General features: G+C 74.7%; 29 protein-coding genes and 1 pseudogene. 15 read left to right on the forward strand and 15 right to left on the reverse strand.

From position 1 onward, the window contains the following. Positions 1-56: 56 nt before the first annotated feature. Together H9X71_RS02885 and H9X71_RS02890 are read right to left on the reverse strand one after the other, a co-directional pair. Positions 57-413, reverse strand: a complete 357-nt coding sequence (locus H9X71_RS02885; protein ID WP_191148239.1) for a TIGR02611 family protein — start codon at positions 411-413, stop codon at positions 57-59. A 94-nt stretch (positions 414-507) separates the two neighbouring features. After that, positions 508-1,110, reverse strand: coding sequence for a TetR/AcrR family transcriptional regulator (locus H9X71_RS02890; protein ID WP_191148240.1), 603 nt, complete (start codon positions 1,108-1,110; stop codon positions 508-510). 60 nt (positions 1,111-1,170) lie between these two features. On the opposite strand from H9X71_RS02890, the gene H9X71_RS02895 reads away from it, so the two are divergent. Next, positions 1,171-2,760, forward strand: a complete 1,590-nt coding sequence (locus H9X71_RS02895; protein WP_191148241.1) for an MFS transporter — start codon at positions 1,171-1,173, stop codon at positions 2,758-2,760. Between the two features lie 70 nt (positions 2,761-2,830). On the opposite strand, the gene H9X71_RS02900 is transcribed toward H9X71_RS02895, so the two are convergent. After that, positions 2,831-3,865, reverse strand: a complete 1,035-nt coding sequence (locus H9X71_RS02900) for an LLM class flavin-dependent oxidoreductase (protein ID WP_191148242.1) — start codon at positions 3,863-3,865, stop codon at positions 2,831-2,833. Positions 3,866-3,874: 9 nt separating this feature from the next. Continuing rightward, a complete protein-coding gene (locus H9X71_RS02905) occupies positions 3,875-6,241 on the reverse strand; it encodes a helix-turn-helix domain-containing protein (protein ID WP_191148243.1) in 2,367 nt (788 codons plus the stop codon). Between the two features lie 142 nt (positions 6,242-6,383). On the opposite strand from H9X71_RS02905, the gene H9X71_RS02910 reads away from it, so the two are divergent. Then, positions 6,384-7,205 carry an alpha/beta fold hydrolase gene (locus H9X71_RS02910; protein ID WP_191148244.1) on the forward strand — a complete coding sequence of 274 codons (822 nt, stop codon included), beginning with the start codon at positions 6,384-6,386 and terminating at the stop codon, positions 7,203-7,205. Positions 7,206-7,216: 11 nt separating this feature from the next. Here H9X71_RS02910 and H9X71_RS02915 read toward each other — a convergent pair whose 3' ends face one another. The 3 genes from H9X71_RS02915 to H9X71_RS02925 are packed head-to-tail and all read right to left on the reverse strand — an operon-like array spanning position 7,217 to position 9,006. Then, entirely contained in the window at positions 7,217-7,537 is a 321-nt protein-coding gene (locus tag H9X71_RS02915; protein WP_191148245.1) for a transcriptional regulator, read from the reverse strand. Further along, a complete protein-coding gene (locus H9X71_RS02920) occupies positions 7,530-7,988 on the reverse strand; it encodes a hypothetical protein (protein ID WP_191148246.1) in 459 nt (152 codons plus the stop codon). The genes H9X71_RS02915 and H9X71_RS02920 overlap by 8 nt, the downstream gene beginning before the upstream one ends. 52 nt (positions 7,989-8,040) lie before the next feature. Continuing rightward, positions 8,041-9,006: a quinone oxidoreductase family protein gene (locus H9X71_RS02925; RefSeq protein WP_191148247.1), complete on the reverse strand. Its 966-nt coding sequence runs from the start codon at positions 9,004-9,006 to the stop codon at positions 8,041-8,043. A gap of 119 nt (positions 9,007-9,125) precedes the next feature. Here H9X71_RS02925 and cysK point away from each other — a divergent pair, with 119 nt between their 5' ends. Genes cysK through H9X71_RS02940 form a run of 3 tightly spaced genes read left to right on the forward strand, consistent with a single transcriptional unit; the run spans position 9,126 to position 11,325 of the window. Continuing rightward, the gene (cysK, locus tag H9X71_RS02930) at positions 9,126-10,064 is read left to right on the forward strand and encodes a cysteine synthase A (protein ID WP_191148248.1); all 939 of its coding nucleotides are present in this window, start codon (positions 9,126-9,128) and stop codon (positions 10,062-10,064) included. A gap of 2 nt (positions 10,065-10,066) precedes the next feature. Next, positions 10,067-10,651: a serine O-acetyltransferase EpsC gene (epsC, locus tag H9X71_RS02935; protein WP_191148249.1), complete on the forward strand. Its 585-nt coding sequence runs from the start codon at positions 10,067-10,069 to the stop codon at positions 10,649-10,651. Next, positions 10,651-11,325 (forward strand): TrmH family RNA methyltransferase, encoded by a 675-nt coding sequence (locus H9X71_RS02940; protein WP_191148250.1) that lies wholly within the window; start codon positions 10,651-10,653, stop codon positions 11,323-11,325. Before epsC ends, H9X71_RS02940 begins: the two co-directional genes overlap by 1 nt. A gap of 16 nt (positions 11,326-11,341) precedes the next feature. On the opposite strand, the gene H9X71_RS02945 is transcribed toward H9X71_RS02940, so the two are convergent. Beyond that, on the reverse strand, positions 11,342-11,824 hold the full coding sequence (locus H9X71_RS02945) for a MarR family winged helix-turn-helix transcriptional regulator (RefSeq protein ID WP_191148251.1): 483 nt from the start codon (positions 11,822-11,824) through the stop codon (positions 11,342-11,344). Positions 11,825-11,866: 42 nt separating this feature from the next. Between H9X71_RS02945 and H9X71_RS02950 the strand changes: the two genes are divergently transcribed. The 3 genes and pseudogenes from H9X71_RS02950 to H9X71_RS02960 all read left to right on the forward strand — a co-directional run bounded on the left by H9X71_RS02950 (position 11,867) and on the right by H9X71_RS02960 (position 13,812). Continuing rightward, a complete protein-coding gene (locus tag H9X71_RS02950; RefSeq protein ID WP_191148252.1) occupies positions 11,867-12,790 on the forward strand; it encodes an EamA family transporter in 924 nt (307 codons plus the stop codon). Beyond that, positions 12,790-13,317 (forward strand): annotated as a pseudogene (locus tag H9X71_RS02955) (GrpB family protein); the annotation flags it as partial. The gene H9X71_RS02950 and the pseudogene H9X71_RS02955, both read left to right, overlap by 1 nt. Positions 13,318-13,407: 90 nt before the next feature. Then, positions 13,408-13,812 (forward strand): RidA family protein, encoded by a 405-nt coding sequence (locus tag H9X71_RS02960; protein WP_191149061.1) that lies wholly within the window; start codon positions 13,408-13,410, stop codon positions 13,810-13,812. A gap of 65 nt (positions 13,813-13,877) precedes the next feature. Here H9X71_RS02960 and H9X71_RS02965 read toward each other — a convergent pair whose 3' ends face one another. Next, a complete protein-coding gene (locus tag H9X71_RS02965) occupies positions 13,878-14,177 on the reverse strand; it encodes a YrhK family protein (protein ID WP_191148253.1) in 300 nt (99 codons plus the stop codon). Between the two features lie 8 nt (positions 14,178-14,185). Beyond that, complete coding sequence (locus tag H9X71_RS02970) at positions 14,186-15,187, reverse strand: adenosine deaminase (protein ID WP_191148254.1); 1,002 nt, start codon at positions 15,185-15,187, stop codon at positions 14,186-14,188. Between the two features lie 96 nt (positions 15,188-15,283). On the opposite strand from H9X71_RS02970, the gene H9X71_RS02975 reads away from it, so the two are divergent. After that, positions 15,284-15,736: a bleomycin resistance protein gene (locus H9X71_RS02975; protein ID WP_191148255.1), complete on the forward strand. Its 453-nt coding sequence runs from the start codon at positions 15,284-15,286 to the stop codon at positions 15,734-15,736. Here H9X71_RS02975 and H9X71_RS02980 read toward each other — a convergent pair. After that, positions 15,733-16,383 (reverse strand): histidine phosphatase family protein, encoded by a 651-nt coding sequence (locus H9X71_RS02980; RefSeq protein WP_191148256.1) that lies wholly within the window; start codon positions 16,381-16,383, stop codon positions 15,733-15,735. The genes H9X71_RS02975 and H9X71_RS02980 overlap by 4 nt on opposite strands. Positions 16,384-16,441: 58 nt before the next feature. Continuing rightward, a complete protein-coding gene (locus H9X71_RS02985; protein ID WP_191148257.1) occupies positions 16,442-18,139 on the reverse strand; it encodes a glycoside hydrolase family 13 protein in 1,698 nt (565 codons plus the stop codon). Between the two features lie 81 nt (positions 18,140-18,220). On the opposite strand from H9X71_RS02985, the gene H9X71_RS02990 reads away from it, so the two are divergent. After that, a complete protein-coding gene (locus H9X71_RS02990; RefSeq protein WP_191148258.1) occupies positions 18,221-19,057 on the forward strand; it encodes an ATP-grasp domain-containing protein in 837 nt (278 codons plus the stop codon). Positions 19,058-19,135: 78 nt separating this feature from the next. On the opposite strand, the gene H9X71_RS02995 is transcribed toward H9X71_RS02990, so the two are convergent. Continuing rightward, on the reverse strand, positions 19,136-20,182 hold the full coding sequence (locus H9X71_RS02995; protein ID WP_119402655.1) for an NAD(P)-dependent alcohol dehydrogenase: 1,047 nt from the start codon (positions 20,180-20,182) through the stop codon (positions 19,136-19,138). 152 nt (positions 20,183-20,334) lie between these two features. Between H9X71_RS02995 and H9X71_RS03000 the strand changes: the two genes are divergently transcribed. From H9X71_RS03000 to H9X71_RS03010, 3 genes are all read left to right on the forward strand, one after another. Continuing rightward, positions 20,335-21,723, forward strand: coding sequence for a carboxylesterase family protein (locus H9X71_RS03000; RefSeq protein ID WP_191148259.1), 1,389 nt, complete (start codon positions 20,335-20,337; stop codon positions 21,721-21,723). Positions 21,724-21,803: 80 nt separating this feature from the next. Next, positions 21,804-22,952, forward strand: coding sequence for a zinc-dependent alcohol dehydrogenase (locus H9X71_RS03005; RefSeq protein WP_191148260.1), 1,149 nt, complete (start codon positions 21,804-21,806; stop codon positions 22,950-22,952). Between the two features lie 9 nt (positions 22,953-22,961). Next, positions 22,962-23,519, forward strand: coding sequence for a hypothetical protein (locus H9X71_RS03010; RefSeq protein WP_191148261.1), 558 nt, complete (start codon positions 22,962-22,964; stop codon positions 23,517-23,519). Positions 23,520-23,543: 24 nt separating this feature from the next. On the opposite strand, the gene soxR is transcribed toward H9X71_RS03010, so the two are convergent. Further along, positions 23,544-24,014: a redox-sensitive transcriptional activator SoxR gene (gene soxR / locus H9X71_RS03015; protein WP_191148262.1), complete on the reverse strand. Its 471-nt coding sequence runs from the start codon at positions 24,012-24,014 to the stop codon at positions 23,544-23,546. 106 nt (positions 24,015-24,120) lie between these two features. On the opposite strand from soxR, the gene fdxA reads away from it, so the two are divergent. Together fdxA and H9X71_RS03025 are read left to right on the forward strand one after the other, a co-directional pair. Continuing rightward, entirely contained in the window at positions 24,121-24,447 is a 327-nt protein-coding gene (fdxA, locus tag H9X71_RS03020) for a ferredoxin (RefSeq protein ID WP_086514175.1), read from the forward strand. Next, positions 24,444-24,938, forward strand: a complete 495-nt coding sequence (locus H9X71_RS03025; protein WP_191148263.1) for a flavin reductase family protein — start codon at positions 24,444-24,446, stop codon at positions 24,936-24,938. Before fdxA ends, H9X71_RS03025 begins: the two co-directional genes overlap by 4 nt. Positions 24,939-24,990: 52 nt before the next feature. Here the strand turns inward: H9X71_RS03025 and H9X71_RS03030 are convergent, their stop codons facing one another. Further along, positions 24,991-26,901 (reverse strand): LamG-like jellyroll fold domain-containing protein, encoded by a 1,911-nt coding sequence (locus H9X71_RS03030; RefSeq protein ID WP_191148264.1) that lies wholly within the window; start codon positions 26,899-26,901, stop codon positions 24,991-24,993. Positions 26,902-26,922: the final 21 nt, after the last annotated feature.

Consider the following 26,922-nt stretch of genomic DNA (forward strand, 5'->3'; position numbering starts at 1 on the left):
ACGGGGGTGCCGGCGCCGTATCGACCGAAGGGGGGAGATGCGCACGCCCGAGGGAGTCAGGAGGCGGAGCGCGAGGCCCGGCGCTCCGCGCGGGACGCGCGCCAGCGGCGCCAGGCGTCCCAGAAGCGGTGCAGCTGGCGCTTGAGGAAGACGTTCACGCGGTGCGCGGCCGGGAACTCGGTGCCGAGCACGGCGATGCCGAGGAAGACGATGAGCCAGCCCGGGCCGGGGAGCGGGATGAGCACGATGCCGACGAGGACGATGGCGACGCCGAGGAGCCCCACGAGGATCCGGTACAGCCACCGCGCCTTCGGGTGCAGCTCGATCCAGGCCCGGCAGCGACGCAGGAACCGGCGGAGGGGGTGGGAGTGGCTGGACCCCGCCTCGTACTCGCGGGTCAGGGTGTCGGACATGTCCCCACGCTACGTGCGGGTGCGGGGAGGCGTCTCCCTCATCCGGGGAATCCGCAGGATGCGGCGACGGATGCCCAGGTGGGAGGAGCTGTCGTCAGCGCGCGGGCGGGGCCGTGATCCGGCGGGCCGCCTCCACGACGGCCGCCCGGTCGGCCGCGCGCGCCTTCGGCCCGTCGGCGTGCATCGCGGGGTACGGCGACTGCACCCACGCCTGCGCGAGCGCGAACAGCATCGTGAGGAGGCGCTGCGGATCCCACGCCGGGTCGATGTGGCCCGACTCCTGCCCGCGCCGGATCGCCTGCACCTTGGCCGACGGCGACGTCTCGCTGTGCGGCACGTCGAGCTCCACGCCGTCGAGCCGGGCCCACGCGAGCATGCGGCGGTGCTGCGGATGCTCGTAGGCGTGGTCGAAGAGCTGGCCCACGAAGCCGGGGAGGTCCTCGGGATCCAGCGTCACGGCGGAGAAGAACTCGACGCCGTTGAGCTTCAGCACCGCGTGGAAGAGCGACTCCTTGTCGGTGAAGTGCGCGTAGAGCCGCTCCTTGCTCGCCCGGCCCGAGCGGGCGATGCGGTCGACCCGCGCGCCGGCCAGCCCGTGGGCCGCGAACTCCTCGCGCGCGGCCAGGAGGATGCGGTGCCGGACGTCGTCGGGCTTGTCATCGGTGGTGGATCGGGCGGCCCCCGTCGTCGCTGCCATGTGAACAGCGTATGTCAAACGAACCGGTTCGTTTGACTCCGAGCCTGGGGCGGACCTAGATTGGACCGTCCTCGCCCGCCCGGGCGCCGCACGACCCTCCAGGAGCACCAGATCTCCCACGCACGCACCCCCGAAGACGCACCGCCCTCGACGTCCCCCGCCGCGACCGCGGGCACCTCCGCGACCGCCGCCGGCGCCCCCGCCGGCCCCGCCGCGCCCTCCGCACGCAGCAAGTGGATCCTCCTCGCCGTCGTCGCCCTCGCCCAGCTGATGGTCGTGCTCGACGGCACCATCGTGAACATCGCCCTGCCCGCCGCGCAGCGCGACCTCGGCATGAGCGACGCCGACCGCACCTGGGTCGTCACCGTCTACGCGCTCGCGTTCGGCTCGCTGCTCCTGCTCGGCGGCCGCATCGCCGACTACTGGGGCCGCAAGCGCTCCTTCATCCTCGGCATGATCGGCTTCGCGGCGGCCTCCGCGGTCGGCGGCGTCGCCGTCACCGGCGAGATGCTGCTGCTCGCGCGCGGCCTCCAGGGCGTCTTCGCGGCGCTCCTCGCGCCCGCCGCGCTCGCGCTGCTGTCGGTGACGTTCCCGTCCGGGCCCGACCGCGTCAAGGCGTTCGCGGTCTACGGCACCATCGCCGGATCCGGCGCGGCCGTCGGCCTGCTGCTCGGCGGCGTGCTCACCGAGTACCTCAGCTGGCACTGGTGCCTGCTCGTGAACGTGCCGATCGCGGTCGTCGCGGTCATCGCGGGCATCCCGCTCCTCAAGGAGAGCCGCGCCGACGGCGACCGCAGCTACGACGTGCCGGGCGCGCTGCTCGTCACGCTCGGCCTCGCGTCGATCGTCTACGGCTTCTCCCGCGCGGAGAACGGCTGGGGCGAGCCCGACACCATCGGGTTCCTCGCGCTCGGCGTGGGGATCATGGTCGCGTTCGTCTGGTGGGAGTCGAAGGCGCGCAACCCGCTGCTGCCGCTCCGCGTGGTCGCCGACCGCACCCGCGGCGGCGCGTACCTCACCTCCGTGATGGTGGGCGCGGCGCTCCTCGGCGGGCTCCTCTACCTCACGCTGCACTTCCAGATCGTGCTCGGCATGTCGCCGCTGATCTCGGGCCTCGCGTCGCTGCCGATGGCCGCGACGATCATGCTCACGGCGCCGCAGGTCGCGCGGCTCCTGCCGAAGGTCGGCCCGCGGATCCTCATGACCGTCGGCCCGCTCATCGCGGCCGCCGGCCTCCTCTGGTTCAGCCGCATCACCGTCGACGGCGCGTACGTCGTGCAGGTGCTGCCCGGCCAGATCCTCCTCGGCATCGGGCTCGCGTGCGTGTTCGTGCCCATGCAGAACGTGGCGCTCTCCGGTATCGAGCCGCGCGACGCGGGCGTCGCGGGCGCGGCGCTCACGGGCACGCAGCAGATCGGCGGATCCATCGGCACGGCCGTCTTCACCGCGCTGTTCGCCTCCGCCGTCACCGCGGCGACGACCGACGGCGTCCAGGACCCGCTGCAGCAGCAGGTCGACGGGTACCACGTGGTGTTCCTGGCCGCGGCGATCGGCGTGGCCTGCGCCTCGGTCATCTCCTGGTCGATGGTGCGCGTGCCGCTCGAGCGCTTCCGCGACGGTGCCTCGTCCGAGGCCGTGAGCATGCACTGATCCACCGACCCGCACGACGACGCCCCTCCCGCATCGCGCGGGAGGGGCGTCGTCGTGCGCGCGGCGGCGATCAGGCGGCGGGCGACCAGCCGAGCGCCGGGCCGAGGCGGCGGGCGACGTCGGTGAGGACCTGCGCGGCGTCGTCCCCGCGCAGGCCGCCGGGCAGCACGACGGCGAGCTCGTCCGCGGCCTGCACCGCGGGATCGGCGCGGAGGGCGGCGGCGAGCTCGTCGGACGGGCCCACGAGGTCGGCGGCGCGGACCATGCTCGACGCGTTCCGGGGGCCGTCCGCCCGGGCCGCCCGCTCGGCGCGCGCCGCGGCGTCGGCCCGGTACCGGGCGACCTGCTCGGCCGTGGCGCCGTCGGTGGGCACCACGACGAGCGTCAGGGTGACGTGGGCGGCGGAAGGGTCCGGATGGGCGGCGCGGTAGGCGTCGACGAGGGCGCGCTGGTCCGCGCCGAAGCCGTCGCCCGCGCCGCGCTCCGTGACGGCCGAGGCCAGCAGGCGGAACCCGTGCGCGCCCGCCCAGGTGGCGGTGCGGATCGTCGCGGCCCCGTAGCCGAGCCGGTCGGCGAGCCCGGGGGAGGTCGGCTGCACGGTGGCGGCGAGGGGCTCGTCGTCCTCGGGGTCGTGCTCGCCCACGTCGGGGACCGCGCCGCCGCGCAGCAGGTCCCGGAACCGCAGCAGACGGTCGCGGCCCGGCTCCTCGTGCGCGGCCGTCACGGGATGGATCGCCCGGTCGAGGGCCGCGACGCGCCCCGGGTTGCCGACCGTGAGGCCGGGGCGCAGCCGTCCGCCGGCGAGCAGGTCGACGGTCGCGAGGTCCTCGGCGAGGCGGAGCGGGTTCTCGGCGCGGATCCCGATCGACGCGGTGCCGAGCCCGATGCGGCGGGTGCGCTGCGACGCCGCGGCGAGCACCGCGACGGGCGAGGAGATCTGCGGCCCGAGGTGGTCGGGGCGCAGCCACGCGGTGTCGAGCCCGAGGGCGTCGCCGAGCTCCACGAGCCGCAGCGCCTCCTCGAGGCCCGGGGCGGGATCCGCCGGGTCGACGGGGCCGGTGGTGAGGAAGCCGAGGCGCGTCAGCGGGGATCCGGGTGCGGGCATGGCACGAGGCTAGGCGGTGCCGCCCGGGAGCCCGTCGAGCGCCTCGCGGATCTCCGCCGACCACCCCGCCGGCGGCCGGTCGCTCGCGAGCACGAGGGCGCGCTCCAGGTCGTGACGCGCGCCGGCGCGCTCGCCGAGCCCGCGCCGCGCCAGGCCCCGGTTGCGGAGCGCGCGCGCCCGGTCGCGGTCGGTGCCGTGCTCGCTCGCCGGACCCTCGACCGCGGCGAGCATCGCGTCGGCGAGCTCGACCGCCTCCGCGTGGCGCCCCAGCCGGATGAGCGCCTTGCCCATCTGGGCCATCGCGTCGAGGTGCGCGGCCCAGCGGTCGAGCTCCGGCATGCGCGCCCGGGGCGCAGCCGTCCGCTCGAGGATCCCGCGGTACGCCTCCAGCCCCTCCGCGGGGTCCGCCGCCAGCAGGAGCCCCGCCAGCGTCGCGCGCGGGTTGAGGCCCGGCCCCGGGAGGTCCAGCTCCTCGAAGGCGGCGATCGCGAGGCGTGAGGAGGCGGCCGCGCCGTCGGGGTCGCCGAGCGCGTCGAGGACCACGCCGATGTCCGAGAGGGCCTGCGCCCGGGAGCGCCGGTCGCCGCTCGCCGTCGCGAGGGCGAGCGCTCGCCGGGAGGTCGCCAGCGCGGCCGGCGCATCCCATCGCGCGTAGAACTGCGTGAAGGCGAGCGCGTTGAGGGCCTCGGCCTCCAGGAGGGGGCGGCCCATGCGGTGGGCGACCTCGGCGGTCAGCCCGAAGAGCTCGTGCCAGCGGCCCCACTCGAACCACCGGTCGCCGAAGTGGAGGAGGTGCGGGAACGCGTCCAGCACGAGCCCCTCCCGGCCGTCCCGCGACGCGCCCTCGTACTCGGGGAACCACGCGTCGACCTCGGCCACGAGCCAGGCGCGCGCCTCGGCGCGGGAGGCGAACGCGAGCGCCGGGCCGAGGCGGGGATCCGGCGCGTCGTCCGGCCCGAAGGCCCGCCCGGCGGCGGCGGCGGTCGCGAGGGTCCACCGGCCCAGCCGCTCGGCGCGGCGCCGGACCTCGACGGGCTCCACGTCGTGGTGCAGGCGCTCCGCGGCGTAGAGCCGGAGCAGGTCGTGGAGGCGGTGGCGGGATCCGCCGAGCGCCTCGACCAGGCCGAGGTCGACGAGCTCGTCGAGCAGCGCCTCCACGGCCTCGTCGTCGAGGCCGAGGAGCGCGCCGGCCATGGGCGCCGCGAACGAGGATCCGCGGAGCAGCGACAGGCTCCGGAACAGGTCGCGCGCGGCCGGCGTGAGGTGCGCGCACGACGCGGCGAACGCCGCCTGCACCCCGGTGTCGCCCGCGACGAGGGCGCCGAGCCGCCGGCCCTCCGCGCGGAGGCGCCGCACGTGGTCCTCGACGTGCCATGCCGGCTGCGACGCGATGCGGTGGCCGGCCACGCGCAGCGCGAGCGGCAGGTCGCCGCAGAGCCGGGCGAGCTCGTCGAGGTCGGCGCCCGCGCGCTGGGCCGCGGGGATGATCGCCTCGAGGAGGGCTATGCCGTCCGCGCGGGGGAGGTCGGCGACGCGCAGGTGCCGGGACCCGGCGAGGCCGGCCAGCGCACGGCGCGAGGTGACGAGCACGGTGGTGCCGGGATCCGCGGCCATCACGGGACGCACCTGCGCCTCGTCCGCGGCGTCGTCCAGGACCACGACGGCCGGCCGCACGGCGGTGGCCCGCGCCCACGCGGCGACGGCCGTGGCGAGGTCGCCGCGCCCGGCCTCCGCGCCCGTCAGCTGGCGCAGCAGCGACCGGACGACCTGCAGGGGCTCGGCGGGCGCGTCGTCGAGCCCGCCGAGGTCGGCGAAGAGCCGGGGGCGCGTGCCGTCGGCGATGCGGTGGGCGGCCTCCACGGCCATGCTCGACTTGCCCACGCCCGGCGCCCCGCTCAGCACCACGAGCAGCGGGGCGGTCCGCGGGGCCGCCGCCCCGTCGTCGGCGGCCGCGACGAGGCGGGCGATCTCGTCCTCCCGGCCCTGGAAGTCGGCGAGGCGGTAGGGCTCGGTGACGCCCGCGGCGGAGCTCCGATCGGCGGGCGCGGCACCCGCCCCGTCCGCGTCCGGTCCCGCGGGGTCGGCTCCGACCGCGGCGGCCGGCGGCCGGGCCGCGGCGAGCAGCCGGTCGCGGGATCCGCCGGCGAGCCCCAGCGCGTCGGCCAGCGCGTAGGTCGTCGCCCGCCGCGGCCGCGTGCTCACGCCGCGCTCGATGTCGCTGATGGTGCGCGCGCTCACGCCCGACCGCTCCGCGAGGGCCTCCAGCGTCAGGTCCGCCGCGACGCGCGCCGCCCGGAGCAGGCCGCCCAGGATGCTCGCGCGCGCCGCCGGCGCCGCGGCGCGGGGAACAGCGTGCGAACTGCGTGCTTCCTGCATGGTGTCGCACCTCCGGGCCGCGGTTCCATTGGCGTGATCACCAGGGAGAGATTCGCAGAACGGCGGGTCTCCCCGCAAACGCGGAACGGGCCGCTCCAGCCGTCGATCCGGCCGGTGCCCGGGCCACCACGAGAGGGACACGATGCCGCTTTTCACCACGTCCGACGGGACCGAGATCTTCTACACCGACCAGGGGGCCGGGAAGCCCGTGCTGCTCAGCCACGGCTGGCCGCTCAGCTCCGACGCGTGGCAGGTCGAGATCAAGGTGCTGGTCGACGCCGGCTACCGCGCGATCGCGCACGACCGCCGCGGCCACGGCCGTTCCGCGAAGACGTCCACGGGCAACGACATGGACACCTACGCCCGCGACCTCGCGGAGCTCGTCGAGCACCTCGACCTGCAGGACCTCGTCGTCATCGGCCACTCGACGGGCGGCGGCGAGGTCGTCCGCTACGCGGCGCAGCACGGCGTCGGCCGCGTGCGCAAGGTCGTCACCGCGGGCGCCGTCCCGCCCGTCATGGTGGCGTCGGAGGCGAACCCCGACGGCGTCCCCCGCGAGGTCTTCGACGGGATCCGCGCCGGCGTGCTCGCCGACGCCTCGCAGTTCTACATCGAGCTCTCCGAGGCCTTCTTCGGCGCGAACCGCGAGGGCAGCCACGTCTCCGAGGGCGCGAAGCGCGACTTCTGGCGCCAGGGCATGCTCGTCAACCTCATCGCGGCGTACGACTGCGTGGCGGCCTTCTCGGAGACCGACTTCTCGGAGGACCTGAAGGCGCTCGACGTGCCGATCCTCCTGGCGCACGGCGACGACGACCAGATCGTGCCGATCGCCAACGCGGCGCTCAAGTCCGCCGAGCTCGTGAAGCACGGCACCGTGAAGGTCTACGCGGGCGCGCCGCACGGCATCGCCGGCGAGTACCAGGCGCAGCTCGACCGGGACATCCTCGCGTTCATCGCGGACTGACCCGGAGGGCCTCAGGCGCGGGCGCCGTCCTCGACGGCGCCCGCGATCTCCGTCAGCGCGGCCACGTGGCCGTCGAAGGCCCGGCGCCCGGCCGCGGTGAGGGCGAGCCACGTCAGCTGCCGCCGGTCCGCGCGCCCGGCCGAGGACGCCTTCCGCGACGACACGTAGCCCGCGTCCGCGAGCGCCTTCAGGTGCTTGCTCAGGCTCGCGTCGGCGATCCCGAGCGCGTCCCGCAGCACCGTGAAGTCGACCTGGTCGACGCGGCGGAGGATGCCGCAGACGCGCAGGCGGACCGGGGCGTGGATCAGCTCGTCGAACGCGGCCTCAGCCACGGCGGCGGATCCCGTCGACGGCGGCCTCGAAGGCCCGCGTCGCGAGCCAGGTGACGAGCGCGAAGGCCGCCAGCGCCGTGAGGGCCACGGCCCAGCCGAGCCCCTGCGCGACGAGGCCCAGCGAGATCGAGAAGAGCACGAGGCAGCCGAGGAGCGCGGCCGCGACGAGGAGCACCGCGCGCACGCCGACCCGGCGGAACCGGATGCCCGTGCGGCGGCGGATGAGGACCAGGAGGACCACCGCGGCGACGATCAGGGCCCAGGAGGTCCGCGGCGGCTCGTAGTCGGCGCCGGGGGAGAGGGTCGCGGCCTGCGCCACCCAGGCCAGGGCGATGGCCCCGAAGCCCGCGAGGTGCCCGCGCGGCACGGCGATGCGGGCGGCCAGCGCCTCGCGGTCGGACCGGAGGCCGTCGAGGGCGGCGGCCGCGTCTGCTGCTCGGTCGTTTTCCATGAGGGAAACCTACATCTGGTTTTCCGTCACGGCAAGTGACCGGCGGTCGCGGTCAGGGGAGGAGCACGATGGAGCCGGTCGTGCGCCGGGCCTCCAGATCCTCGTGCGCGCGGGCCGCGTCCGCGAGCGGGTAGGTCGCGCCGACGCGCACGTCGAGGGATCCGTCGAGCACCCCGGCGAACAGCTCGCCCGCGCGCCACCGCCGCTCCTCCGCGTCGAGCAGGAAGTGGGCGAGCGTCGGCCGGGTGACGGAGAGGGATCCGCCGGAGTTGAGCCGCTGCAGGTCGAACGGCGGCACCTGCCCGCTCGCGCCGCCGAAGAGCACGAGCGTGCCGCGGATGCGCAGCGAGTCGAGCGAGCCGTCGAACGTGTCGCGGCCGACGCCGTCGTAGACCACGTCGACGCCGCGTCCGTCGGTGAGCTCGCGGACGCGCACCGGCACGTCGTCGTAGCCGAGCACGTGCGCCGCGCCGGCCGCGCGCGAGAGCGCCGCCTTCTCCTCGGTGGAGACCGTGGTGATCACCTCGACGCCGCGATCCGCGAGCAGCTGCGTGAGGAGGAGCCCCACGCCGCCGGCGCCAGCGTGCACGAGCGCGCGATCGCCGGGACCGGCCGGGTACGAGCTCGTGGCGAGGTAGTGCGCGGTGAGGCCCTGGAGCGGGAGCGCCGCGGCGACCTCCATGTCGACGCCGTCGGGCACGGGCAGCAGCGTCTCGGCGCGCACGAGCGCGTGCTGCGCGTAGGTGCCCGACGCCTCCGCGGTCGCGACGCGGTCGCCCACGTGCACGCCGGCCACGCCGTCGCCGAGCGCCTCGATCACGCCGGCGGCCTCGGATCCGGGGACGTAGGGGTGCGCCATCGGGTAGACGCCGCTCCGGCGGTACGTGTCGATGAAGTTGACGCCGGCGGCGTGCACGCGGATTCGCACCTCGCCGGGCCCCGGATCCGGCACCGGGCCGTCCGTCAGGGTCATGACCTCGGGGCCGCCGGGCCCCTCCACCTCGATGCGCGCGCTCATGGGTCCAGCCTGCCGGAATGCCGCCGCCGTGCGCGCGGTTGGCCTCCCATAGGCTCGACGACGAGCAGGTGCGCGCGGCTCGCCCCGCACCGATCACGATCACGACGAAGGTGGAACCCATGGCAGGTCGCGTCTACGACGACATCACCCAGCTGGTCGGCGGCACGCCGCTCGTGCGCCTCAACCGGCTCACGGAGGGGCTCGACGCGACCGTCCTCGTGAAGCTCGAGTCGCACAACCCCGCATCCAGCGTGAAGGACCGCATCGGCGTCGCCATCATCGACGCGGCCGAGGCGTCGGGGCAGCTGAAGCCCGGCGGCACCATCGTCGAGGGCACGAGCGGAAACACCGGCATCGCGCTCGCCATGGTGGGCGCGGCGCGCGGCTACACGGTCATCCTCACCATGCCCGAGACCATGAGCATCGAGCGCCGGCTGGTGCTGCGCGCGTACGGCGCGCAGATCGTCCTCACGCCCGGGCCCGAGGGCATGCGCGGCGCCGTCGAGCGCGCGCAGCAGATCGTCGCGGAGACGCCGAACGCCATCTGGGCGAAGCAGTTCGCGAACGCGGCGAACCCGCAGAAGCACCGCGAGACCACGGCCGAGGAGGTCTGGGCGGACACCGACGGCGCCGTCGACGTGTTCATCGCGGGCGTCGGCACGGGCGGCACCATCACGGGCGTCGGCCAGGTGCTCAAGGAGCGCAAGCCCGACGTGCGGATCGTCGCGGTCGAGCCGCTCGACTCGCCCATCCTGAACGGCGGCAAGCCCGGCCCGCACAAGATCCAGGGCATCGGCGCGAACTTCGTGCCCGAGATCCTCGACACCGAGGTCTACGACGAGGTCGTCGACGTCTCGCTCGAGGACTCCATCCGCGTCTCCCGCGCGCTCGCGACCGACGAGGGGATCCTGTGCGGCATCTCGTCCGGCTCCATCGTGTGGGCCGCGCTCGAGATCGCGAAGCGGCCCGAGAGCGCGGGCAAGACCATCGTCGCCATCGTGTGCGACTACGGCGAGCGGTACCTCTCCACCGTGCTGTTCGACGACCTGCGCGACTAGGCGTGGGAGTCGTCGCCCGCCTCGTCGAGGACCTCCGCTCCGCCCGCGCCCACGATCCGGCCGCGCGCGGGTACCTGGAGATGGTGCTCGGCTACCCGGGCCTGCACGCCGTGTGGCTGCACCGGGTGTCGCACGCGCTCTGGCGACGGCGGATCCGGCTGGCGGCGCGGCTGCTCGCGCAGGTCGGGCGGGCGCTGACCGGGGTGGAGATCCACCCGGGCGCGCGCATCGGGCGGCGGCTGTTCATCGACCACGGCATGGGCGTCGTGATCGGCGCGACGGCCGAGATCGGCGACGACGTGCTCATGTACCACGGCGTCACGCTGGGCGGGAAGAGCCTCGTGCACGGCAAGCGGCACCCGACCGTGGGCGACGGCGTCACCATCGGCGCCGGGGCGAAGCTGCTCGGGCCCATCACGGTCGGCGCGGGCAGCGTCATCGGGGCGAACGCCGTGGTCGTGAAGGACGCGCCCGCGGGATCCGTGCTCACGGGCATCCCCGCGGTGGAGACCGGGAAGCGGGCCGGGCGCGGGCCCGACGCGCACGTGGATCCGGCGTTCTTCGTCGACCCGGCGATCTACATCTGATGGCCGAGCGCGGGTCACCCGGCGAGCCCGGCGCCGTCGAGCCGACGCCCACGGTCGAGCTCTCGACGCACGGCGTGGGCCCGTGGCCCGGCGGACCGGAGGCGTGGCCCGACGAGCCGCACCTGGATCCCGAGCTGCTGGAGCGCGGCGACACCCGCAACGTCATTGACCGGTACCGCTACTGGTCCATGGACGCGATCGTCGCCGACCTCGACCAGCACCGGCACCCGTTCCACGTGGCCATCGAGAACTGGCAGCACGACATGAACATCGGGTCGATCGTCCGGAGCGCCAACGCGTTCGCGGCCGACACCGTGCACATCGTCGGGCGGCGCCGCTGGAACAAGCGCGGCGCCATGGTCACCGACCGCTACCAGCACGTCGTGCACCACGCGACCATCGCCGACCTCGTGGAGTGGGCGCGCGGCGAGGGCCTGCCGATCATCGCGATCGACAACGTCGACGGATCCGTGCTGCTCGAGACCACGCGCCTCCCCGATCGCTGCGTGCTCGTCTTCGGCCAGGAGGGCCCGGGCCTCAGCGACGAGGCGGTGGCGGCGGCCGACATGACCGTCGCGATCTCGCAGTTCGGGTCCACGCGCTCCATCAACGCGTCGGCGGCGGCCGCGGTGGTCATGCACGCGTGGGTCATGCAGCACGTCGCGTTCGACTGACGCGCCGGGCGGCGGCCTAGGCGCTCGCCGGGTCGAGCCGGCCGAGGAGCTCCGCGAGCGTGAGGCGCTCGCGCGCGTCGAGCGGGGCGAGCAGCGCCTCCTCCGTGGCGAGGTGGTCGGGGAGCACGCGGTCGACGAGCCGCCGGCCCGCCGCGGTGAGCTCGACGAGCTTGCCGCGCCCGTCCTCCGGGCGGGGCAGTCGAGCCACGAGGCCGAGGCCCTCCAGCCGGTTGAGGCGCTGCGCGACGGCGCTCGTGGTGATCATCGACTCCCGCGCGAGCTGCGCGGGCGGCAGCCGGTGGGGCGCGCCCTGGCGGCGGAGCGTGGCGAGCACGTCGAAGGTCGAGGCGTCGATCCCGTGGCGCGCGAAGGTCCGGTCGAGCTCGGCGGCGACGGCCCCGGCCGCCCGTGCGAGCCGGCCGACGACGGCCATCGGCGAGGCGTCGAGGTCGGGGCGCTCGGCTGCCCACTGCGTGAGGATGCGGTCGACGTGGTCCATGCCGCCCACCCTACTAGCTAAGCGCTGAGCTACATTGGGCGCGTGCTCACCGACCGACTCCGCCTCGTCCTGCTCACCGCCGTCGCGCCCGCCGTCTGGGGCACGACCTACGCGACCTCCACCGCCTTCCTGGTGCCCGGGCATCCCCTTCTCACCGCCACCCTCCGCGCGCTGCCGGCCGGGCTCGTGCTGCTCGCGATCGGCCGCCAGCTCCCGCGCGGCGCGGGGTGGTGGCGGTCGGCCGTGCTCGGCGCGCTCAACATCGGCGCGTTCTTCGCGTTCCTGTTCGTCGCGGCCGACCGGCTGCCCGGCGGGGTCGCAGCCGTCATCGGCGGGATCCAGCCGCTCCTGGTGTCCGTGCTCGCCGCGCGGGTGCTGCGGGAGCGGGTGCCGATCCGGGCGGTCCTCGCGGGGATCGCGGGCCTCGCGGGCGTGGCGCTGATCGTGCTGCGGGCTGACGCCCGGCTCGACGCGACCGGCGTCGCCGCCGCCCTCGCCGGGGCGGTCTGCATGGCGGTGGGCGTGGTGCTCGCGAAGCGGTGGGGCTCGGATCACCCGCCCCTCGTGACCACGTCGTGGCAGCTCCTCGCGGGCGGGATCCTCCTGGCGGTCCTCACCGCGGCCTGCGAGCCGCTGCCCGCCGTGCCGCTCACGCCGGTGAACGTCGCCGGGTACGCGTACCTGTCGCTCGTCGGCACCGCGCTCGCGTACCTCCTCTGGTTCCGCGGGGTGCGCGCGCTCCCCGCCCGCGTCCCCGCGTTCCTCGGGCTGCTCAGCCCGGTCGTCGCCGTCGCCGTCGGGCTGGGCTGGTCGGGCGAGACGCTGTCCGCGATGCAGGCCCTCGGGATGGGCCTGGTGCTGGCGTCGGTCGGCGCGGCCGTCGCGGTCCGGGCGCCGCGTCCGTCCGCGCCGGCACCGGAGGGGCCGGGACATGACGCGCGTCCCCCTGCCAGGATGTCCCGGTGATGCACGACCGCGACCGCCGCCGACCCGACGTGACGGCCGTGGAGGTCGTGGGCGGGCAGCCGCCGCTCACCCTCGGGCTGCGGGAGCACGACCCCGGCTGGGCGGAGGCGTTCCTCGCGCACCGGCGGAGGATCGTCGAGGCCCTGGGCGACGCGGCGCTCGCCGTCGAGCACATCGGCTCGACGTCGGTTCCGGGCCTCGCGGCGAAGCCGATCGTCGACGTCGTGCTCGTGGTGGCCGACATCACGGCCGAGGAGGACCACGTCGCGCGGCTCGTCGGCGCGGGCTACGAGCTGCGGGTCCGCGAGCCCGGGCACCGCCTCGTGCGCACGCCCGCGCGGGACGTGCACGTGCACGTCTACGAGGACGGCGATCCCGCGGTGGAGGCGTACCTCCTGCTCCGCGACCGGCTGCGCGCCGACCCGGCTGACCGCGAGCTGTACGAGCGCACGAAGCGGGAGCTGATGACCCGGCGGTGGGAGTCGATGGACGCCTACGCCGAGGCGAAGACCGCGGTGATCCAGGGCATCCTCGCGCGGGCGCGCCAGGCGGGGCCGCAGCGGGCTGGCAGGCTGGGCGGGTCGCGCGGACCCGGCCGCGCCCGAGACGGGAGACCCATGACCGCCGTGACCCTGATCCGCTCGGCCGCCCTCTCCGGCACCGCCGAGTACGCCTACGCCGCGACCGCGCCCGCCGACGCGCGGCTCGTGTTCCTCGCGGGATCCTGCCCGCTCGACGCCGAGGGCCGCACGGTCGGCGTCGGCGACCACGCCGCGCAGGCGGCGCGGTGCGTCGAGAACCTGCGGATCGCGCTCGAGGCCGCGGGTGCGACGCTCGCCGACCTCGTGAGCACGCGCGTGCTCGTCGCGTCCCGCAGGCAGGCCGACCTCGTGACCGCGTGGGAGGTCGTCCGCGACGCGCTCGCGCCGCACGACCCGCCGAGCACGCTGCTCGGCGTCACCGTGCTCGGCTACGACGACCAGCTCGTGGAGGTCGAGGCGGTCGCGGCCGTCCTCGACTGAGCGACCCGCGGGTCGCGCGGAGGACCGGAGCGCCGTCGCGGCCGTCGTCGACTGACCGCGGGACCTCAGAAGTCGCGTCCGGTGTCACCGGGGGCACGCGACCCGATGCGGGTGAGGTGCACCCGGCGACGCAGCCGGATGAGCGGCCGGATCATCAGCTGGATGCTGCCGACGAGGAACAGCCACGTTCCCGCCGTGGTGGTCGACTCGGAGAAGAAGAGGATGCTGCCGACCACGAACCACGTGGCCACCATGATGTCGTTGACGATGCTCGCGACCTCGTACTTGTGGCGGATGACGAGCTCCTCGTCCCCGATGGTGAACGTCAGGGAGCGGCGGTCTTCGGGATCCTCGTGCGGCGTCATGCTCCGCCTCAGAGCGCGGAGGCGCGCCAGGCGTCGACCGCGGCGAGCAGCTCCGCGCGGCGCTCGTCCGGCAGGAACGACGCCTCGAACGAGTTGCGGGCGAGGAGCGCGATGGCGTCGTCGTCGAACGCGTGCGCGGCCCGCAGCTGCCGGATGTTCTCGCCGAGGTAGCCGCCGAAGTACGCGGGGTCGTCGCTGTTCACGGTCGCGAGCACGCCGCGGGCGAGCAGCTCCGGGAGCGCGTGCTCGTCGAGGGACTCGTTCACGCCGAGGCGCACGTTCGAGAGCGGGCAGACGGTGAGCGGGATCCGCTCGGCGACGAGCCGGTCGACGAGCGCGGGATCCTCGAGGCAGCGCACCCCGTGGTCCACCCGCTCCACGTGCAGCAGGTCGAGCGCCTCGTGGACGTAGGACGGCGGCCCCTCCTCGCCCGCGTGCGCGACGGCGTGCAGGCCGAGTTCCCGGGCGCGCGCGAAGACGTCGACGAAGAGGGACGGCGGGTAGCCGACCTCGGCGGAGTCGAGCCCGACGGCGAGGATCTCGGAGGCCCGGCCGGCGACCGACTCCAGGGTCGCCATCGCCTCCTCCACCGGGCGGTCGCGCAGGAAGCTGAGGATCAGCCCGCCCGAGATGCCGTGGCGGACGCGCGCCTCGCGGAGGGCGTCGAGGAGGCCGTCGAGCACGTCGTCGACGGGCACGCCGCGCGTCGTGTGCGCCTGCGGGTCGAAGGACATCTCGACGTGCCGGATCCCGTCGGCGGCGGCCCGCTCCAGGTAGGCGGCGGCCAGGTCGTGGAAGTCGCGGCGCGTGCGGAGGACCGCCGTGCACGCGTAGTAGAGGTCGAGGAACGACTGCAGATCAGTGAACGCGTAGCGCGAGCGGAGGTCCTCGATGCCCGCGTAGGGCAGCTCGACGCCGTTGCGCTCGGCCAGCTCGAAGACCAGCTCGGGTTCGAGGGTGCCCTCCACGTGCAGGTGCAGCTCGGCGGTGGGCGGGAGCGTGGAGATCATCCGTCCACGGTAACGGGCCGGGGCCGGGCCGCCGCCGGGTGCGGGGTGGGTGCGGGTGGACGCGGCAGCCGGCGGTTCGTCTGCGACCATGGCCGCATGGATCCCGACGACGAGCCCGACCTGGTCCCCGAGCTGCTGGTCACCGACCTCGCCGCGAGCCTCGCGTTCTGGCGCGACCTGTGCGGCTTCGCGGTGCGGTACGACCGCCCCGAGGAGGGATTCGCGTACATCGCGCGCGGCGGAGCGCACCTCATGCTCGAGCAGGCCGGCATCATCCGGAACTGGGTGACGGGGCCGCTGGAGCGGCCGTACGGGCGGGGGATCAACTTCCAGATCGCCGTCGAGGACGCGGACGTCGTGGCGACGGCGCTCGCCGCGGCCGGCGTCGCGCTCTTCCTCGAGCCGGAGACGACCTGGTACCGGATCGGCGACGAGGAGACCGGCGTGCGCCAGTTCCTCGTGCAGGATCCCGACGGCTACCTGGTGCGGTTCCAGTCGTCCCTGGGGCGACGGCCCGCCTCCGGGCGAGAGGACCGGGCGCCCGCCTAGTCCGTCGGCTCGCCCGTCGGGCCGGACGGCGCGTCCTCGCCCACGCCGCTCGCGGGCTCGCCCTCCCAGGACTCCAGGATCCAGTCGCGGCCGGACCCCTCGAGCACCACGACGCCCGTGTTCTCCAGTGCGTGGTCGGCGACGAAGGCCGCGTCGAGGCCGCGCACCCGCATGCCGGCCCAGCAGCGGATCGCGGCGCCGTGGCTGACGATCGCCACGGTGCCGTGGCCGGAGCCCTCCGCCTCCGCGACCACGGCGTCGAACCGCGCGGCGAACTCCCGGCCCGTCTCCCCGCCCGCGAGGCGCAGCTCGTCCTCGCCGGCGACCCAGCGGATCATCGTGTCCAGGTACTCCATGACGGCCGCGCGGTCGCCGCGCATCTCGAGCTCGGCCGCGGCGATCTCGCGGAGCCCCGCGCGCTCGACGGGTGCGAGGTCGAGCGCATCCGCGAGCGGCGCGGCCGTCTCATGCGTGCGGCGCATGGTCGAGACGTAGAGCGCGCCGATCCGCTCGCCGCGCAGGGTCCCCGGCAGCCGCGCCGCCTGCTCCCGGCCGAGCTCCGTGAGCCCGGGCCCCGGGATGCGGGTGTCGAGGACCCCGTCGACGTTGGAGGGGGTCTGGCCGTGTCGGATCAGGATCAGGCGCATGCTCCGACGGTACCGCGGGCGAGCGCACGGGAGCCCGCCGGGCCGGTCGGAGCCGCCGTCACGACCCCTCGGGGACCAGCCACACGGCGGTGTCGGGCGGGAGCACCCCGGCGACGTCCCCGGTCGAGCTGATCGCCACCCGGAGCCCCGGCGGCAGCGGCACCGGATGAGTCCCGAAGGCGATCCAGCATTCGAGCGCGCCCCGCCGGAACGCGAGCACGTCGGGCGGCGCGTCCAGCCACACCAGCGGCTCCGTGGGCACGACGAGCGCGCGACGGGCCGCCAGCAGCCGCCGGTAGTGCTGCAGCGTCGACGCGGGATCCGCCTCCTGGCGCTCGACCGTCAGCTCCGCCCACGCGTCCGGCTGCGGCAGCCACGGCTCGCCGCCGCCGGCGTCCGGTGCGGAGCCCGAGAAGCCGTAGGGCGGGGAGTCGCCGGACCAGGGGATCGGGACCCGGGAGCCGTCGCGCCCCGGGTCGGTGCCGCCGGAGCGGAGGTGGATCGGATCCCGCCGCCGCGCATCCGGCAGGTCCTCCACCTCGTGCAGGCCCAGCTCCTCGCCGAAGTAGAGGTACGCGACGCCCGGCAGGGCCATCGTCAGCGTGACGGCGGCGCGGGCGCGGCGGCGGCCGAGCTCCAGGTCGACCGGGTCGACGCCGAAGCGCGCGCGCTGCTGTTCGTTCGACGCGCGGACCTCCGGCTGCTCCCGCCCGTACCGGGTCGCCTGCCGGACGACGTCGTGGTTGGTGAGCGCCCACGCGCTCGGCGCGCCCGACAGCGCGGCCTTCGCGAGGCCGTCGTCGATGACCCGGCGCCAGGGATCCGCCCGGAACGTGACGTGCAGCGGCTCGAACTCGAAGGCGGTGTGCAGCTCGTCGGGCCGGAGGTAGAGCGGCAGCCGCTCGGGTCGGGCCACCCACGCCTCGGCGACGAAGACGCGCGGCGGATCGTAGGAGTCGGCCACCCGGCGCCACTCGCGGTACACGTCGTGCACCTCGTCCTGGTCCCAGCCGGGGTGCGCCTCCGTGCGCCGGTCGGCGCCGAGGCCGTCCGGCAGCCCCTCGGCCTTCGCGAGGCCGTGCGCCACGTCGACGCGGAAGCCGTCCACGCCGCGGTCGAACCAGAAGCGCAGGACGTCGACGAACTCGGCGCGCACCTCCGGGTTCGTCCAGTCGAGGTCGGGCTGCTCCGGCGCGAACATGTGCAGGTACCAGGCGCCGGCGCGGCCGTCCGCGTCGGTCGTGCGGGTCCAGGCCGGTCCGCGGAAGCAGCTCTCCCAGTCGTTCGGCGGCAGCTCGCCGTCGACGCCCTTCCCGTCGCGGAGGAGGTAGCGGGCGCGGGCGGCGGGATCCCCGGCCAGCGCCTCCCGGAACCAGGGGTGGGCGTCGGAGGTGTGGTTCGGCACGATGTCGAGGAGCACCCGCAGGCCGAGGGCGTGCGCCTCCGCGATCAGGGCCTCCGCCTCCGCGAGCGTGCCGAACATGGGATCCACGTCGCGGTAGTCGGCCACGTCGTAGCCGACGTCGACCATCGGCGAGGGGTACCAGGGGTTCACCCAGATGGCGTCGACGCCGAGCGCGGCGAGGTACGGCAGGCGGGCGCGGAGGCCCGCCAGGTCGCCGACGCCGTCGCCGTCCCCGTCCGCGAAGCTGCGCAGGAACACCTGGTAGATGGCGGCGGTGCGCCACCAGGCGGCGTCGTCGCGCGCGGATGCTGCGGCGGGGGCCGCCGGGGCGGAGCGGGGGCTGGTGTCCACGGGGACCCTTCGGTGCGGGGGAGCGGTCCGGCCTCCCCAACCTACGCTCGGGCCCGAGCGCCGGACCGATACGGTGCCTCCATGCCCGCGACCCCCGCCCGTCCCCGGATCCTCTACGTCAGCGACCTCGGCTACCCGGCGAAGGGGCGTCGGTACGGCGACGAGGACGTCGCGCTGTCCGCGCGCCTCGGCGCCGAGTTCGACGTGGCCGTCTGCCACCCGTCGGCGGCCGTCCGCCTCATGGACGGCTTCGACGTCGTGGTGGTCCGCAACAGCGGGCCGGTGATCCACGACCTGGCCGGGTACGAGGCGTTCCGGGCGGCCGCGCTCACCAGCGGGATCCCGGTGTTCACCGACCTGCGCGGCAAGGCCGACCAGATCGGCAAGCAGTACCTGCTCGACCTGACCGCCGCCGGGTACCCGGTCATCCCCACCGTCGACCGTGCGGACGCGGTGGACGCGCTGCCGCCGGCCGACGGGTACGTGGTCAAGCCGCGCTTCGGCGCCGACTCGATGGGCCTCGCGTTCGTGACGCGCGAGGAGCTCGGGGCGCTCGACCTCACGGGGCTCCTCGTGCAGCCCCGCATCGACTTCGTGCACGAGATCTCGTTCTGCTTCGTGGACCGCACGCCGCAGCACGCGCTCTACGCCCCGGATCCGGCCGGGCGCTGGCTGCTCGAGCCCTACGACGCGTCGGCCGAGGACTGGGCGTTCGCGCAGCGCTTCGTCGACTGGAACGACGTGGAGCACGGCATCCAGCGGGTCGACGCGTGCCGCACGCGGGACGGGGAGCTGCTGCTCGTGGAGCTGGAGGACCTCAACCCGTACCTGTCGCTCGACCGCATCGGCGACGACGCCCGCGAGGCGTTCGTCGCCAGCGTCATCCGGTCGCTGCACGCGCTGGTCCGCGGCGACTGATCGCCCGCGCCCGCGCCCGGACGCGGGAAGGCCCCGCGGATCGGATGATCCGCGGGGCCTCCCTCGTGTGCGTGCGGGCTACGCGAACGTCTTCGCGTCGATGACGAAGCGGTACCGCACGTCGGACTTGAGGACGCGCTCGTAGGCCTCGTTGATCTGCTCGGCCGAGATGAGCTCGGTCTCGGGCACGATGCCGTGCTCGGCGCAGAAGTCGAGCATCTCCTGCGTCTCGGCGATGCCGCCGATCATGGAGCCGGCCCAGCTGCGGCGCGCGGGGATCAGCGCGAACGCGGGGATCTCGAGCGGCTCCGACGGGGCGCCGACGTTGACCAGCGTGCCGTCGATCGCGAGCAGGCCGATGTACTTCGACATGTCGAGCTTCGCGGAGACGGTGTTGATGATCAGGTCGAACGAGCTGGCGAGCTCCTCGAAGGTCGACTCGTCGCTGGTCGCGAAGTAGCGGTCGGCGCCGAGGCGGAGTCCGTCCTCCTTCTTGGAGAGCGTCTGCGAGAGCACGGTGACCTCGGCGCCCATCGCGTGCGCGATCTTCACGGCCATGTGGCCGAGGCCGCCCATGCCGACCACCGCGACGCGCGTGCCGGGGCCCGCGTTCCAGTGGCGCAGCGGCGAGTAGGTGGTGATGCCGGCGCAGAGCAGCGGCGCGACCTTCTCGATGTCGAGGGACTCGGGGACGCGGAGCACGAAGTCCTCGTCGACGACGACGGCCTCGGAGTAGCCGCCCTGCGTGATGGTGCCGTCGGCCGGGTCGGTGCCGCCGTAGGTCTGGATGTTGCCCTTCAGGCAGTACTGCTCCTGGCCGGCCTTGCACTGCTCGCACTCCTTGCAGGAGTTGACCATGCAGCCGACGCCGACGAGGTCGCCGACCTGGTGCTTGGTGACGTCGGAGCCGACCTCGGTGACGCGGCCGACGATCTCGTGGCCGACGACCTGCGGGTAGGCGATGGGGCCCCACTCGCCGCGGACGGTGTGGATGTCGGAGTGGCAGACGCCCGAGTAGGCGATGTCGATGGAGACGTCCTTCGGGCCGACGTCGCGGCGCTCGATGGTGGTCTTGGTGATGGGATCGGTGGCGGACGTGGCCGCGTAGGCGTTGACGGTGCGCATGGTTCTCCTAATGCTGTCCGGTGGGGGAGGGGAGGGATCGGGTCGATCCGGCCGCGCCCTCTTCGGATGCGGTACCCCTCGACGCTACGCCCGCCCGGCGACCCTCCCTGACCGTCGCCTGCGATGCGTCCCCCGACGGATAGCGTGGCCGGATGCCCGCGACCCCCCTCCTCGCCCCCGTCCGCACGCGATCGGGGCCCGTCGCCGGACGGCTCGACGGCGACGTGGCGCGCTGGCTGGGGATCCCGTACGCGACGGCCGGTCGCGGCGCGCCGCCGGTGCCCGCGGAGCCCGAGCGCGGATCCGACGGCGAGCCCGTCGTGCGCGACGCTGTGACGCCGGCGCCCGCGTGCCCGCAGCCGTCGTCGCGGATCCTCGACACGCTCATGCAGGGCGCGCTCGACGGGATCGGGCGGTCGGAGGACTGCCAGCGGCTCTCGATCACGCGGCCCGCCGACCTCGCGCCCGAGGAGGCGCTGCCCGTCATCGTCTGGTTCCACGGCGGCGGCTACACGACGGGCGCGGGCGACCTCGCGATCCACGACCCGCGCGCGCTCGTGACCGAGCAGCGGGTGATCGTCGTCGCCGTGACCGCGCGGCTCGGGCTCCTCGGCTTCGGCGGCGGGGGCGGCGGCGGGCGCCGGCCGCACGACGGGCCGCCGGCGAACCTCGGGCTCCTCGACCAGGTCGAGGCGCTCCGCTGGATCCGCGACTCGATCGCCGGGTTCGGCGGCGACCCCGACGCCGTCACCGCGATGGGCCAGTCCGCCGGCGGCGACGCGATCCTGCACCTCATGATCAGCGACGGCGCCCGCGGCCTCTTCCACCGGGCGATCGTGCAGAGCCCGCCGGTGGGGATAACGGGCGGGCGCGAGCGCATGTTCCGGGCGATGGCGCGCGTGACCCGCGGGCTCCGGGCCGATGCGTCGCTCGCCGACGTGATGCGGCGCCAGGCCCGGGCCGAGCGGGCGTCGTGGGCGTCGGGGATCCGCGCCGGCCTCCCCTGGGGACCGCGCTACGGCCACGCACCTCTGCCCGCCGAGGCCGACCGCGACGCCGCCTGGCGCGCCGCGGCGCCCGATGTCGACCTCCTCATCGGCACGACGCGCGACGAGACCGCGATGTACCTGCCCGCGCTCCCCGTGATCGCCCCGCTGCTCGGCGTGCCGGTGGTCGGCCCGGCCCTCCGCCGCGTGCTGATGCGCGCGGTCGTGCGACCCACCACGCGCCGCGTCTACACGCGGCCCGTCGCCGCCTTCGCCGCGCGGCACCGGGCGGCGGGCGGCCGGGCCGTGCGCTACGTCCTCCGCGCGGCGCCGGCGTCGAGCCCCATCGGCGCGGGGCACACGTCCGACGTGCCGCTGGTCCTCGGCACGCACGAGGCCTGGACCCGGATGCGGCTGGTGCCGCCGGAGGCCTGGCCCGAGGTCGCCGAGCGCGGGCGCGCGGTGCGGCGGGTCTGGGCCGACTTCGCGCGCACGGGCGAGGTCGCGGCGGACGCCGACGCGCGCGGCTGCGGGATGCGCTTCGACCGCGGCTGACACCGCCGCATCCGCCTGTCAAGGGGTAGGCGCTGCCGGGACCGAGGAGTCTGCTGGACGCATCAGACGGAGGGAGCGACATGCGAGCGATGGTCTACCGAGGGCCCTACCGGATCCGCGTGGAGGAGAAGGACATCCCCCGCATCGAGCATCCGAACGACGCGATCGTCCGCGTCACCCGGGCGGCGATCTGCGGATCCGACCTGCACCTGTACCACGGCCTCCTCCCGGACACGCGGGTCGGCACGACCTTCGGCCACGAGTTCATCGGCGTCGTGCACGAGGTCGGCTCGTCGGTCGAGAACCTGTCCGTGGGCGACCGCGTGATGGTGCCGTTCAACATCTACTGCGGGTCCTGCTTCTTCTGCGCCCGCGGCCTCTACTCGAACTGCCACAACGTGAACCCGAACGCCACGGCGGTCGGCGGCATCTACGGCTACTCGCACACCACGGGCGGCTACGACGGCGGCCAGGCGGAGTACGTGCGCGTGCCGTTCGCGGACGTCGGGCCCATGGTGATCCCCGAGGACATCCACGACGAGGACGCGCTCGTCATGACCGACGCGCTCTCCACGGGCTACTTCGGCGCGCAGCTCGGCGACATCGTCGAGGGCGACACCGTGGCCGTGCTCGGCGCCGGGCCCGTCGGCCTGTACGCCGCGCGCTCGGCGTGGTTCATGGGCGCGGGCCGCGTGATCGTCGTCGACCAGCTCGACTACCGCCTCCGCATGGCCGAGTCGTTCGCGCACGCGGAGACGCTCGACTTCTCGTCCGTGAAGGACACCGTGCTCGAGCTCAAGCGGCTGACCGACGGGCTCGGCGCCGACGTCGTCATCGACGCGGTGGGCGCGGAGGCCGACGGCCACGCGCTGCACCAGATCACCGGCACCAAGGTGAAGGTGCAGGGCGGATCCCCGGTGGCGCTCAACTGGGCCATCGACGGCGTGCGCAAGGGCGGCACCGTCAGCGTCATGGGCGCCTACGGGCCCGTGCCCGCGGCGATCAAGTTCGGCGACGCCGTGAACAAGGGCATCACGATGCGGATGAACCAGGCGCCCGTGAAGCGGCAGTGGCCGCGGCTCATGGAGCACATCCGCGCCGGGCACTTCTCGCCGCGCGACATCATCACGCACCGCATCCCGCTCGAGCACATCGCGGAGGGGTACCACACGTTCTCCGCGAAGCTCGACGACTGCGTCAAGACCGTCATCACGTTCGACGACAAGTAGGAGCAGGCCATGCCGTACCGCGCGAGCGACCACCACCGCCCCGTCGACGCCGACGCGCTCCGGGCGCGGATCCCGGGCTGGGGCGCCGACCTCGACCACGCCGACCGCCCCGCGTTCCCGCGCGAGCGCACCGACCTCGTCTCCGGCGCCCACTGGGACATGCCGGAGCGCCAGGAGGAGCTGCGGCCACGCGAGCGCTCCATCGAGCACACGGAGCTGCCGCCCGTCTTCGGCACGGTCGCGCCGCTGCACGGCGTCTCGGGCGCGATCAAGCGCTACGCCTACGCGACCTTCAGCGAGGGCCGGTCCGTGCACTGGCTGCTGCTGATGCTCGGTGACCGGGTGGACGCCGCCGGTGCGCACCTCGGATCGCTCGTGAGCGGGCACCCGGACGACCCGTTCACCGAGACGGGCGTGCTCAGCGAGCCGCGCCACCACCCGATCTCGTCGCGGTTCGGGCGCGGGCGGGCCGACATGAAGCACATGTGGATGGACCCGCTGATCGTGGGGGCGTGGCCCATCGCCGCGGTCGCGGTGCTGTTCGTCGTACGGCGCAAGCGCCGCTGAGCCCGGCCGGCGGATCCGCGCGCGTCAGTCGAGCTGCACGCGCCGGGGCCCCGCGCCGCGATCGCCGAGCGCGTCGTCCGGGTTGAGCAGGCCGCACGCGCGCATCGAGAGGCAGCCGCAGCCGATGCAGCCCGTGAGCTCGCGCTCCAGGCGCTCGATGCCCTGCCGCCGCTCCTCGAGCAGGCGCTTCCACCGGCGCGACGCCCGCTGCCAGTCGGCATGGCTCGGCGGGCGGTCGAGCGGCACGTCGTCGAAGGTCGCCTGCACGTCGGCCAGCGGGATCCCGAGGCGCTTGGCCACCGTGATCAGCGACACCCGCCGCAGCATGTGCCGCGCGTACCGGCGCTGGTTGCCCGCGGTGCGCTCGGCGGCGATGAGGCCGAGCTCCTCGTAGAAGCGGAGCGCGGAGGCGGCGACGCCCGTGCGCCTCGTCATCTCGCCGACCGTGAGCAGCTCGCCGGGCGCGTGCCGCGGCCCCGCCTGCGCATCCGCCACGACGTCCCCTCCCGATTGACCTCAAGGGTACGTGAGGTTCTAACCTGGAGACCATGCGCATCACCACCCCCGCCGTCCCGACGGCCCCCACCCGTGAGGACGCCCTGTGACCTACGTGATCGCCCTCCCGTGCGTCGACGTCAAGGACCGCGCCTGCATCGACGAGTGCCCCGTCGACTGCATCTACGAGGGCGAGCGCTCCCTCTACATCCACCCCGACGAGTGCGTCGACTGCGGCGCGTGCGAGCCGGTCTGCCCCGTCGAGGCCATCTACTACGAGGACGACCTGCCCGAGAAGTGGTCGGACTACTACACGGCCAACGTCGAGTTCTTCGCCGAGATGGGTTCGCCCGGAGGGGCCACGAAGGTCGGCGTGACGCACTCCGACCACCCCGTCATCGCCGTGCTGCCGCCCCAGGGCGACCAGGCGTGAGCGCCGACCCCGACCTCTTCAAGGCCGCGTTCCGCGGGCACCCGGCGGGCGTCGCGCTCATCACGGCCCGCACGGCCGAGGGCCCGTCCGGCCTCACCGCGTCGAGCGTCGCGTCGCTGTCGGCGGATCCGCCCGCCCTCTCGTTCTCGGTGACGCGCGCGACGGGATCCGCCGGCGCCATCCTCGGGGCCGACACCTACCTCGTGCACCTGCTCGCCGGGCAGCACGCCGCGCTCGCGCGGGCGTTCGCGGTCTCCGGTTCGCCGCGCTTCACCGCGGAGCAGGGCTTCCAGGAGCTGCCCACCGGCGAGCCGCTGCTCGCGGACGCGCGCGCCGCCCTCCGCTGCCGGACGATCCAGACCGTGCCGGTCGGCGGATCCGTGCTGGTCGTCGCCGAGGTCCTCGACGTGATCCTGGGCGAGCCGGCCCCGCCGCTCGTCTACCGCGACCGCCGCTTCCACCTGCTCGAGGACGACCACCCGGAGCTGTAGGCCCGGGCGGCCGCCCTCCGCATCAGGCGGCCCCGCATCAGGCGGCCCTGCCTCACGCGTTCATGAACTCCGAGGGCTTCAGCGCGCGCTCCACGATGCGCACGTCGCCGATGGAGCCGGGGAACACGTGGTCGAGCTGGCCGCCGTAGTGGTTGGCGCCGACGAGCCACGACTTCCCGGCGGATGCGAGCCCGCGGTTCGCCGTCGTGGGGTTCCGCACGACGGGGTTGCCGTCGACGTACATCGTCGTGTGCTGGCTGTCGTTGACCACCGCGACGTGCCACCACGTGGCCGCGGGCAGCTCATGCGACCAGTTCGTGAGCGACCCGTCCTGACTGGTCGGGTAGACGCACCACTGCATCTCCCGGCTGCCGGAGACGGTGAGGACCACGGCGGGCTCGTCCGGGTCGCCCGAGGAGGTCGCCTTGCCGGCGTCCTTCGCGGAGGCCGACTGGGAGATGATCGAGCTCCACGCGTCGCCGCCGCCGTAGCCCTCGGGGATCCGCAGGTAGGCCTCGAACGTGTAGCCCTGGCGGAAGGTGGCCGTGTCGAGCGGGGCGCCGTCGACGGTGCGGAGGTGGTCGCCCGTGGCCTTGCCGCCCGTGAGGGTGAGGCTGCCGGCGCTCGGCGAGTCGTCGTGGTGCTCGGCCGAGAAGCGGAGCGAGCCGGGGGCGGCGCCCGCGCGGTTCGCGACCACCAGGTCGTTGCCGTGGCCCGAGGCGTCCCGGATCCGGGTGGCGGAGCCGAGCGCGGATCCGTCCGGCTGCCCCTCGAAGCGCCAGTACGCGACCGTGCCGGGCACGAGCATCTGCGCGGCGGACCGGGCGGCGCGCACGGGCACGGGCGCGAAGCCGGCGAACCGCTGCTCGAAGTCGACGGCCACCGTGAAGCGGTCCACGTCGCCGGACAGCTGCGCCTCCTCGTCCGCGAGCTCATTGCCGGTGCCGAGGCCGCCGCCGAGGAGGAAGGGCGACAGGGTCTCGACGTCGATCGCGTTCCGCTCGAGGTCCACGTGGTACAGCCGGATCATCGCGGCGCCGCCGTAGTAGCGGTCCTGGTAGTTGACGAGGTGCATGTCGACGTCGTGGCCCGCGCGGTTCCGCATGGTCGTGCGGCCGGGCTTCCAGTAGTGCCCGTTGAGGGTGAGGAAGATCTGGTCGTGCTGCGAGATGAAGGAGTCCCAGAGGCCCTGGCCGTAGTCGTCGAGGAGGGCGGATCCGTCGGGCCGCGAGTCGACGACGGCGTGCGCCGTGAGGATCACCGGCAGGGTCGGGTGCGCCGCCAGCACGCCGCGCGCCCACTCCACGCCGCGGGCGCTCGTCCGCCAGTCGAGGGCGAGGACGAGCCAGTCGCGCCCGCCCGCCGTGAAGGTGTGGAACGAGTTGTAGCCGTCGGGGCTGGATCCGCGGTAGCTCGGCGACTTCCGGAACCGCTTCGGGCCGAAGGCGTCGAGGTAGGGCGTGCGGCCGCGCTGGTCGTCGGTGGAGGAGTCGACGTCGTGGTTGCCGGCGAGCACGCTCCACGCGGCGCCGGCCTTGTCGAGGAGCGTGAACTGCGCGCTCGCCGCCTGGATCTCGCCCTCCGCCCCGTTCTGCGTCACGTCCCCGAGGTGCGCGAGGAACACGATGTTGTGCCGGTCGCGCTCGGCGAGCACGTACCGGAGGGAGGCCTCGAGCGGCTCCGGGTGGATCGCGGCGCCGTCGAAGAGGTACTGCGTGTCGGGCAGCACGGCGATCGTGAAGCGCGGCGACGCGGTGTCGGGCTTCCAGCGCGCGCCGGATCCCTGCTGCGCGGGCGGCGCCTTCGCGGCGGTGGCGGCGGTCGCGGCGGCGAGGGGCGCGGCGGTCGCGGGCAGCGCCCCGCCGAGGCCGGCCACGCCGAGCGCGCCCGCGGCGCCGCTCGTGATGAGGAAGCCGCGACGGGAGAGCGCGGACGGGGGAGGCGTGTTCGGGTCCTGGGTCACGGACGATCACGGTAGGTCGGG

The organism is Clavibacter zhangzhiyongii, assembly GCF_014775655.1.
GTDB classification, from domain to species: Bacteria; Actinomycetota; Actinomycetes; order Actinomycetales; family Microbacteriaceae; genus Clavibacter; species Clavibacter zhangzhiyongii.

Excerpts from the sequence above, each read along its gene's own strand:
- H9X71_RS02885 (WP_191148239.1), bottom strand. The coding sequence starts at position 413 with ATGTCCGACACCCTGACCCGCGAGTACGAGGCGGGGTCCAGCCACTCC.
- H9X71_RS02890 (WP_191148240.1), bottom strand. The coding sequence starts at position 1,110 with ATGGCAGCGACGACGGGGGCCGCCCGATCCACCACCGATGACAAGCCC.
- H9X71_RS02900 (WP_191148242.1), bottom strand. The coding sequence starts at position 3,865 with ATGCCCGCACCCGGATCCCCGCTGACGCGCCTCGGCTTCCTCACCACC.
- H9X71_RS02905 (WP_191148243.1), bottom strand. The coding sequence starts at position 6,241 with ATGCAGGAAGCACGCAGTTCGCACGCTGTTCCCCGCGCCGCGGCGCCG.
- H9X71_RS02910 (WP_191148244.1), top strand. The coding sequence starts at position 6,384 with ATGCCGCTTTTCACCACGTCCGACGGGACCGAGATCTTCTACACCGAC.
- H9X71_RS02920 (WP_191148246.1), bottom strand. The coding sequence starts at position 7,988 with ATGGAAAACGACCGAGCAGCAGACGCGGCCGCCGCCCTCGACGGCCTC.
- H9X71_RS02925 (WP_191148247.1), bottom strand. The coding sequence starts at position 9,006 with ATGAGCGCGCGCATCGAGGTGGAGGGGCCCGGCGGCCCCGAGGTCATG.
- cysK (WP_191148248.1), top strand. The coding sequence starts at position 9,126 with ATGGCAGGTCGCGTCTACGACGACATCACCCAGCTGGTCGGCGGCACG.
- H9X71_RS02940 (WP_191148250.1), top strand. The coding sequence starts at position 10,651 with ATGGCCGAGCGCGGGTCACCCGGCGAGCCCGGCGCCGTCGAGCCGACG.
- H9X71_RS02945 (WP_191148251.1), bottom strand. The coding sequence starts at position 11,824 with ATGGACCACGTCGACCGCATCCTCACGCAGTGGGCAGCCGAGCGCCCC.
- H9X71_RS02960 (WP_191149061.1), top strand. The coding sequence starts at position 13,408 with ATGACCGCCGTGACCCTGATCCGCTCGGCCGCCCTCTCCGGCACCGCC.
- H9X71_RS02965 (WP_191148253.1), bottom strand. The coding sequence starts at position 14,177 with ATGACGCCGCACGAGGATCCCGAAGACCGCCGCTCCCTGACGTTCACC.
- H9X71_RS02970 (WP_191148254.1), bottom strand. The coding sequence starts at position 15,187 with ATGATCTCCACGCTCCCGCCCACCGCCGAGCTGCACCTGCACGTGGAG.
- H9X71_RS02975 (WP_191148255.1), top strand. The coding sequence starts at position 15,284 with ATGGATCCCGACGACGAGCCCGACCTGGTCCCCGAGCTGCTGGTCACC.
- H9X71_RS02980 (WP_191148256.1), bottom strand. The coding sequence starts at position 16,383 with ATGCGCCTGATCCTGATCCGACACGGCCAGACCCCCTCCAACGTCGAC.
- H9X71_RS02990 (WP_191148258.1), top strand. The coding sequence starts at position 18,221 with ATGCCCGCGACCCCCGCCCGTCCCCGGATCCTCTACGTCAGCGACCTC.
- H9X71_RS02995 (WP_119402655.1), bottom strand. The coding sequence starts at position 20,182 with ATGCGCACCGTCAACGCCTACGCGGCCACGTCCGCCACCGATCCCATC.
- H9X71_RS03000 (WP_191148259.1), top strand. The coding sequence starts at position 20,335 with ATGCCCGCGACCCCCCTCCTCGCCCCCGTCCGCACGCGATCGGGGCCC.
- H9X71_RS03005 (WP_191148260.1), top strand. The coding sequence starts at position 21,804 with ATGCGAGCGATGGTCTACCGAGGGCCCTACCGGATCCGCGTGGAGGAG.
- H9X71_RS03010 (WP_191148261.1), top strand. The coding sequence starts at position 22,962 with ATGCCGTACCGCGCGAGCGACCACCACCGCCCCGTCGACGCCGACGCG.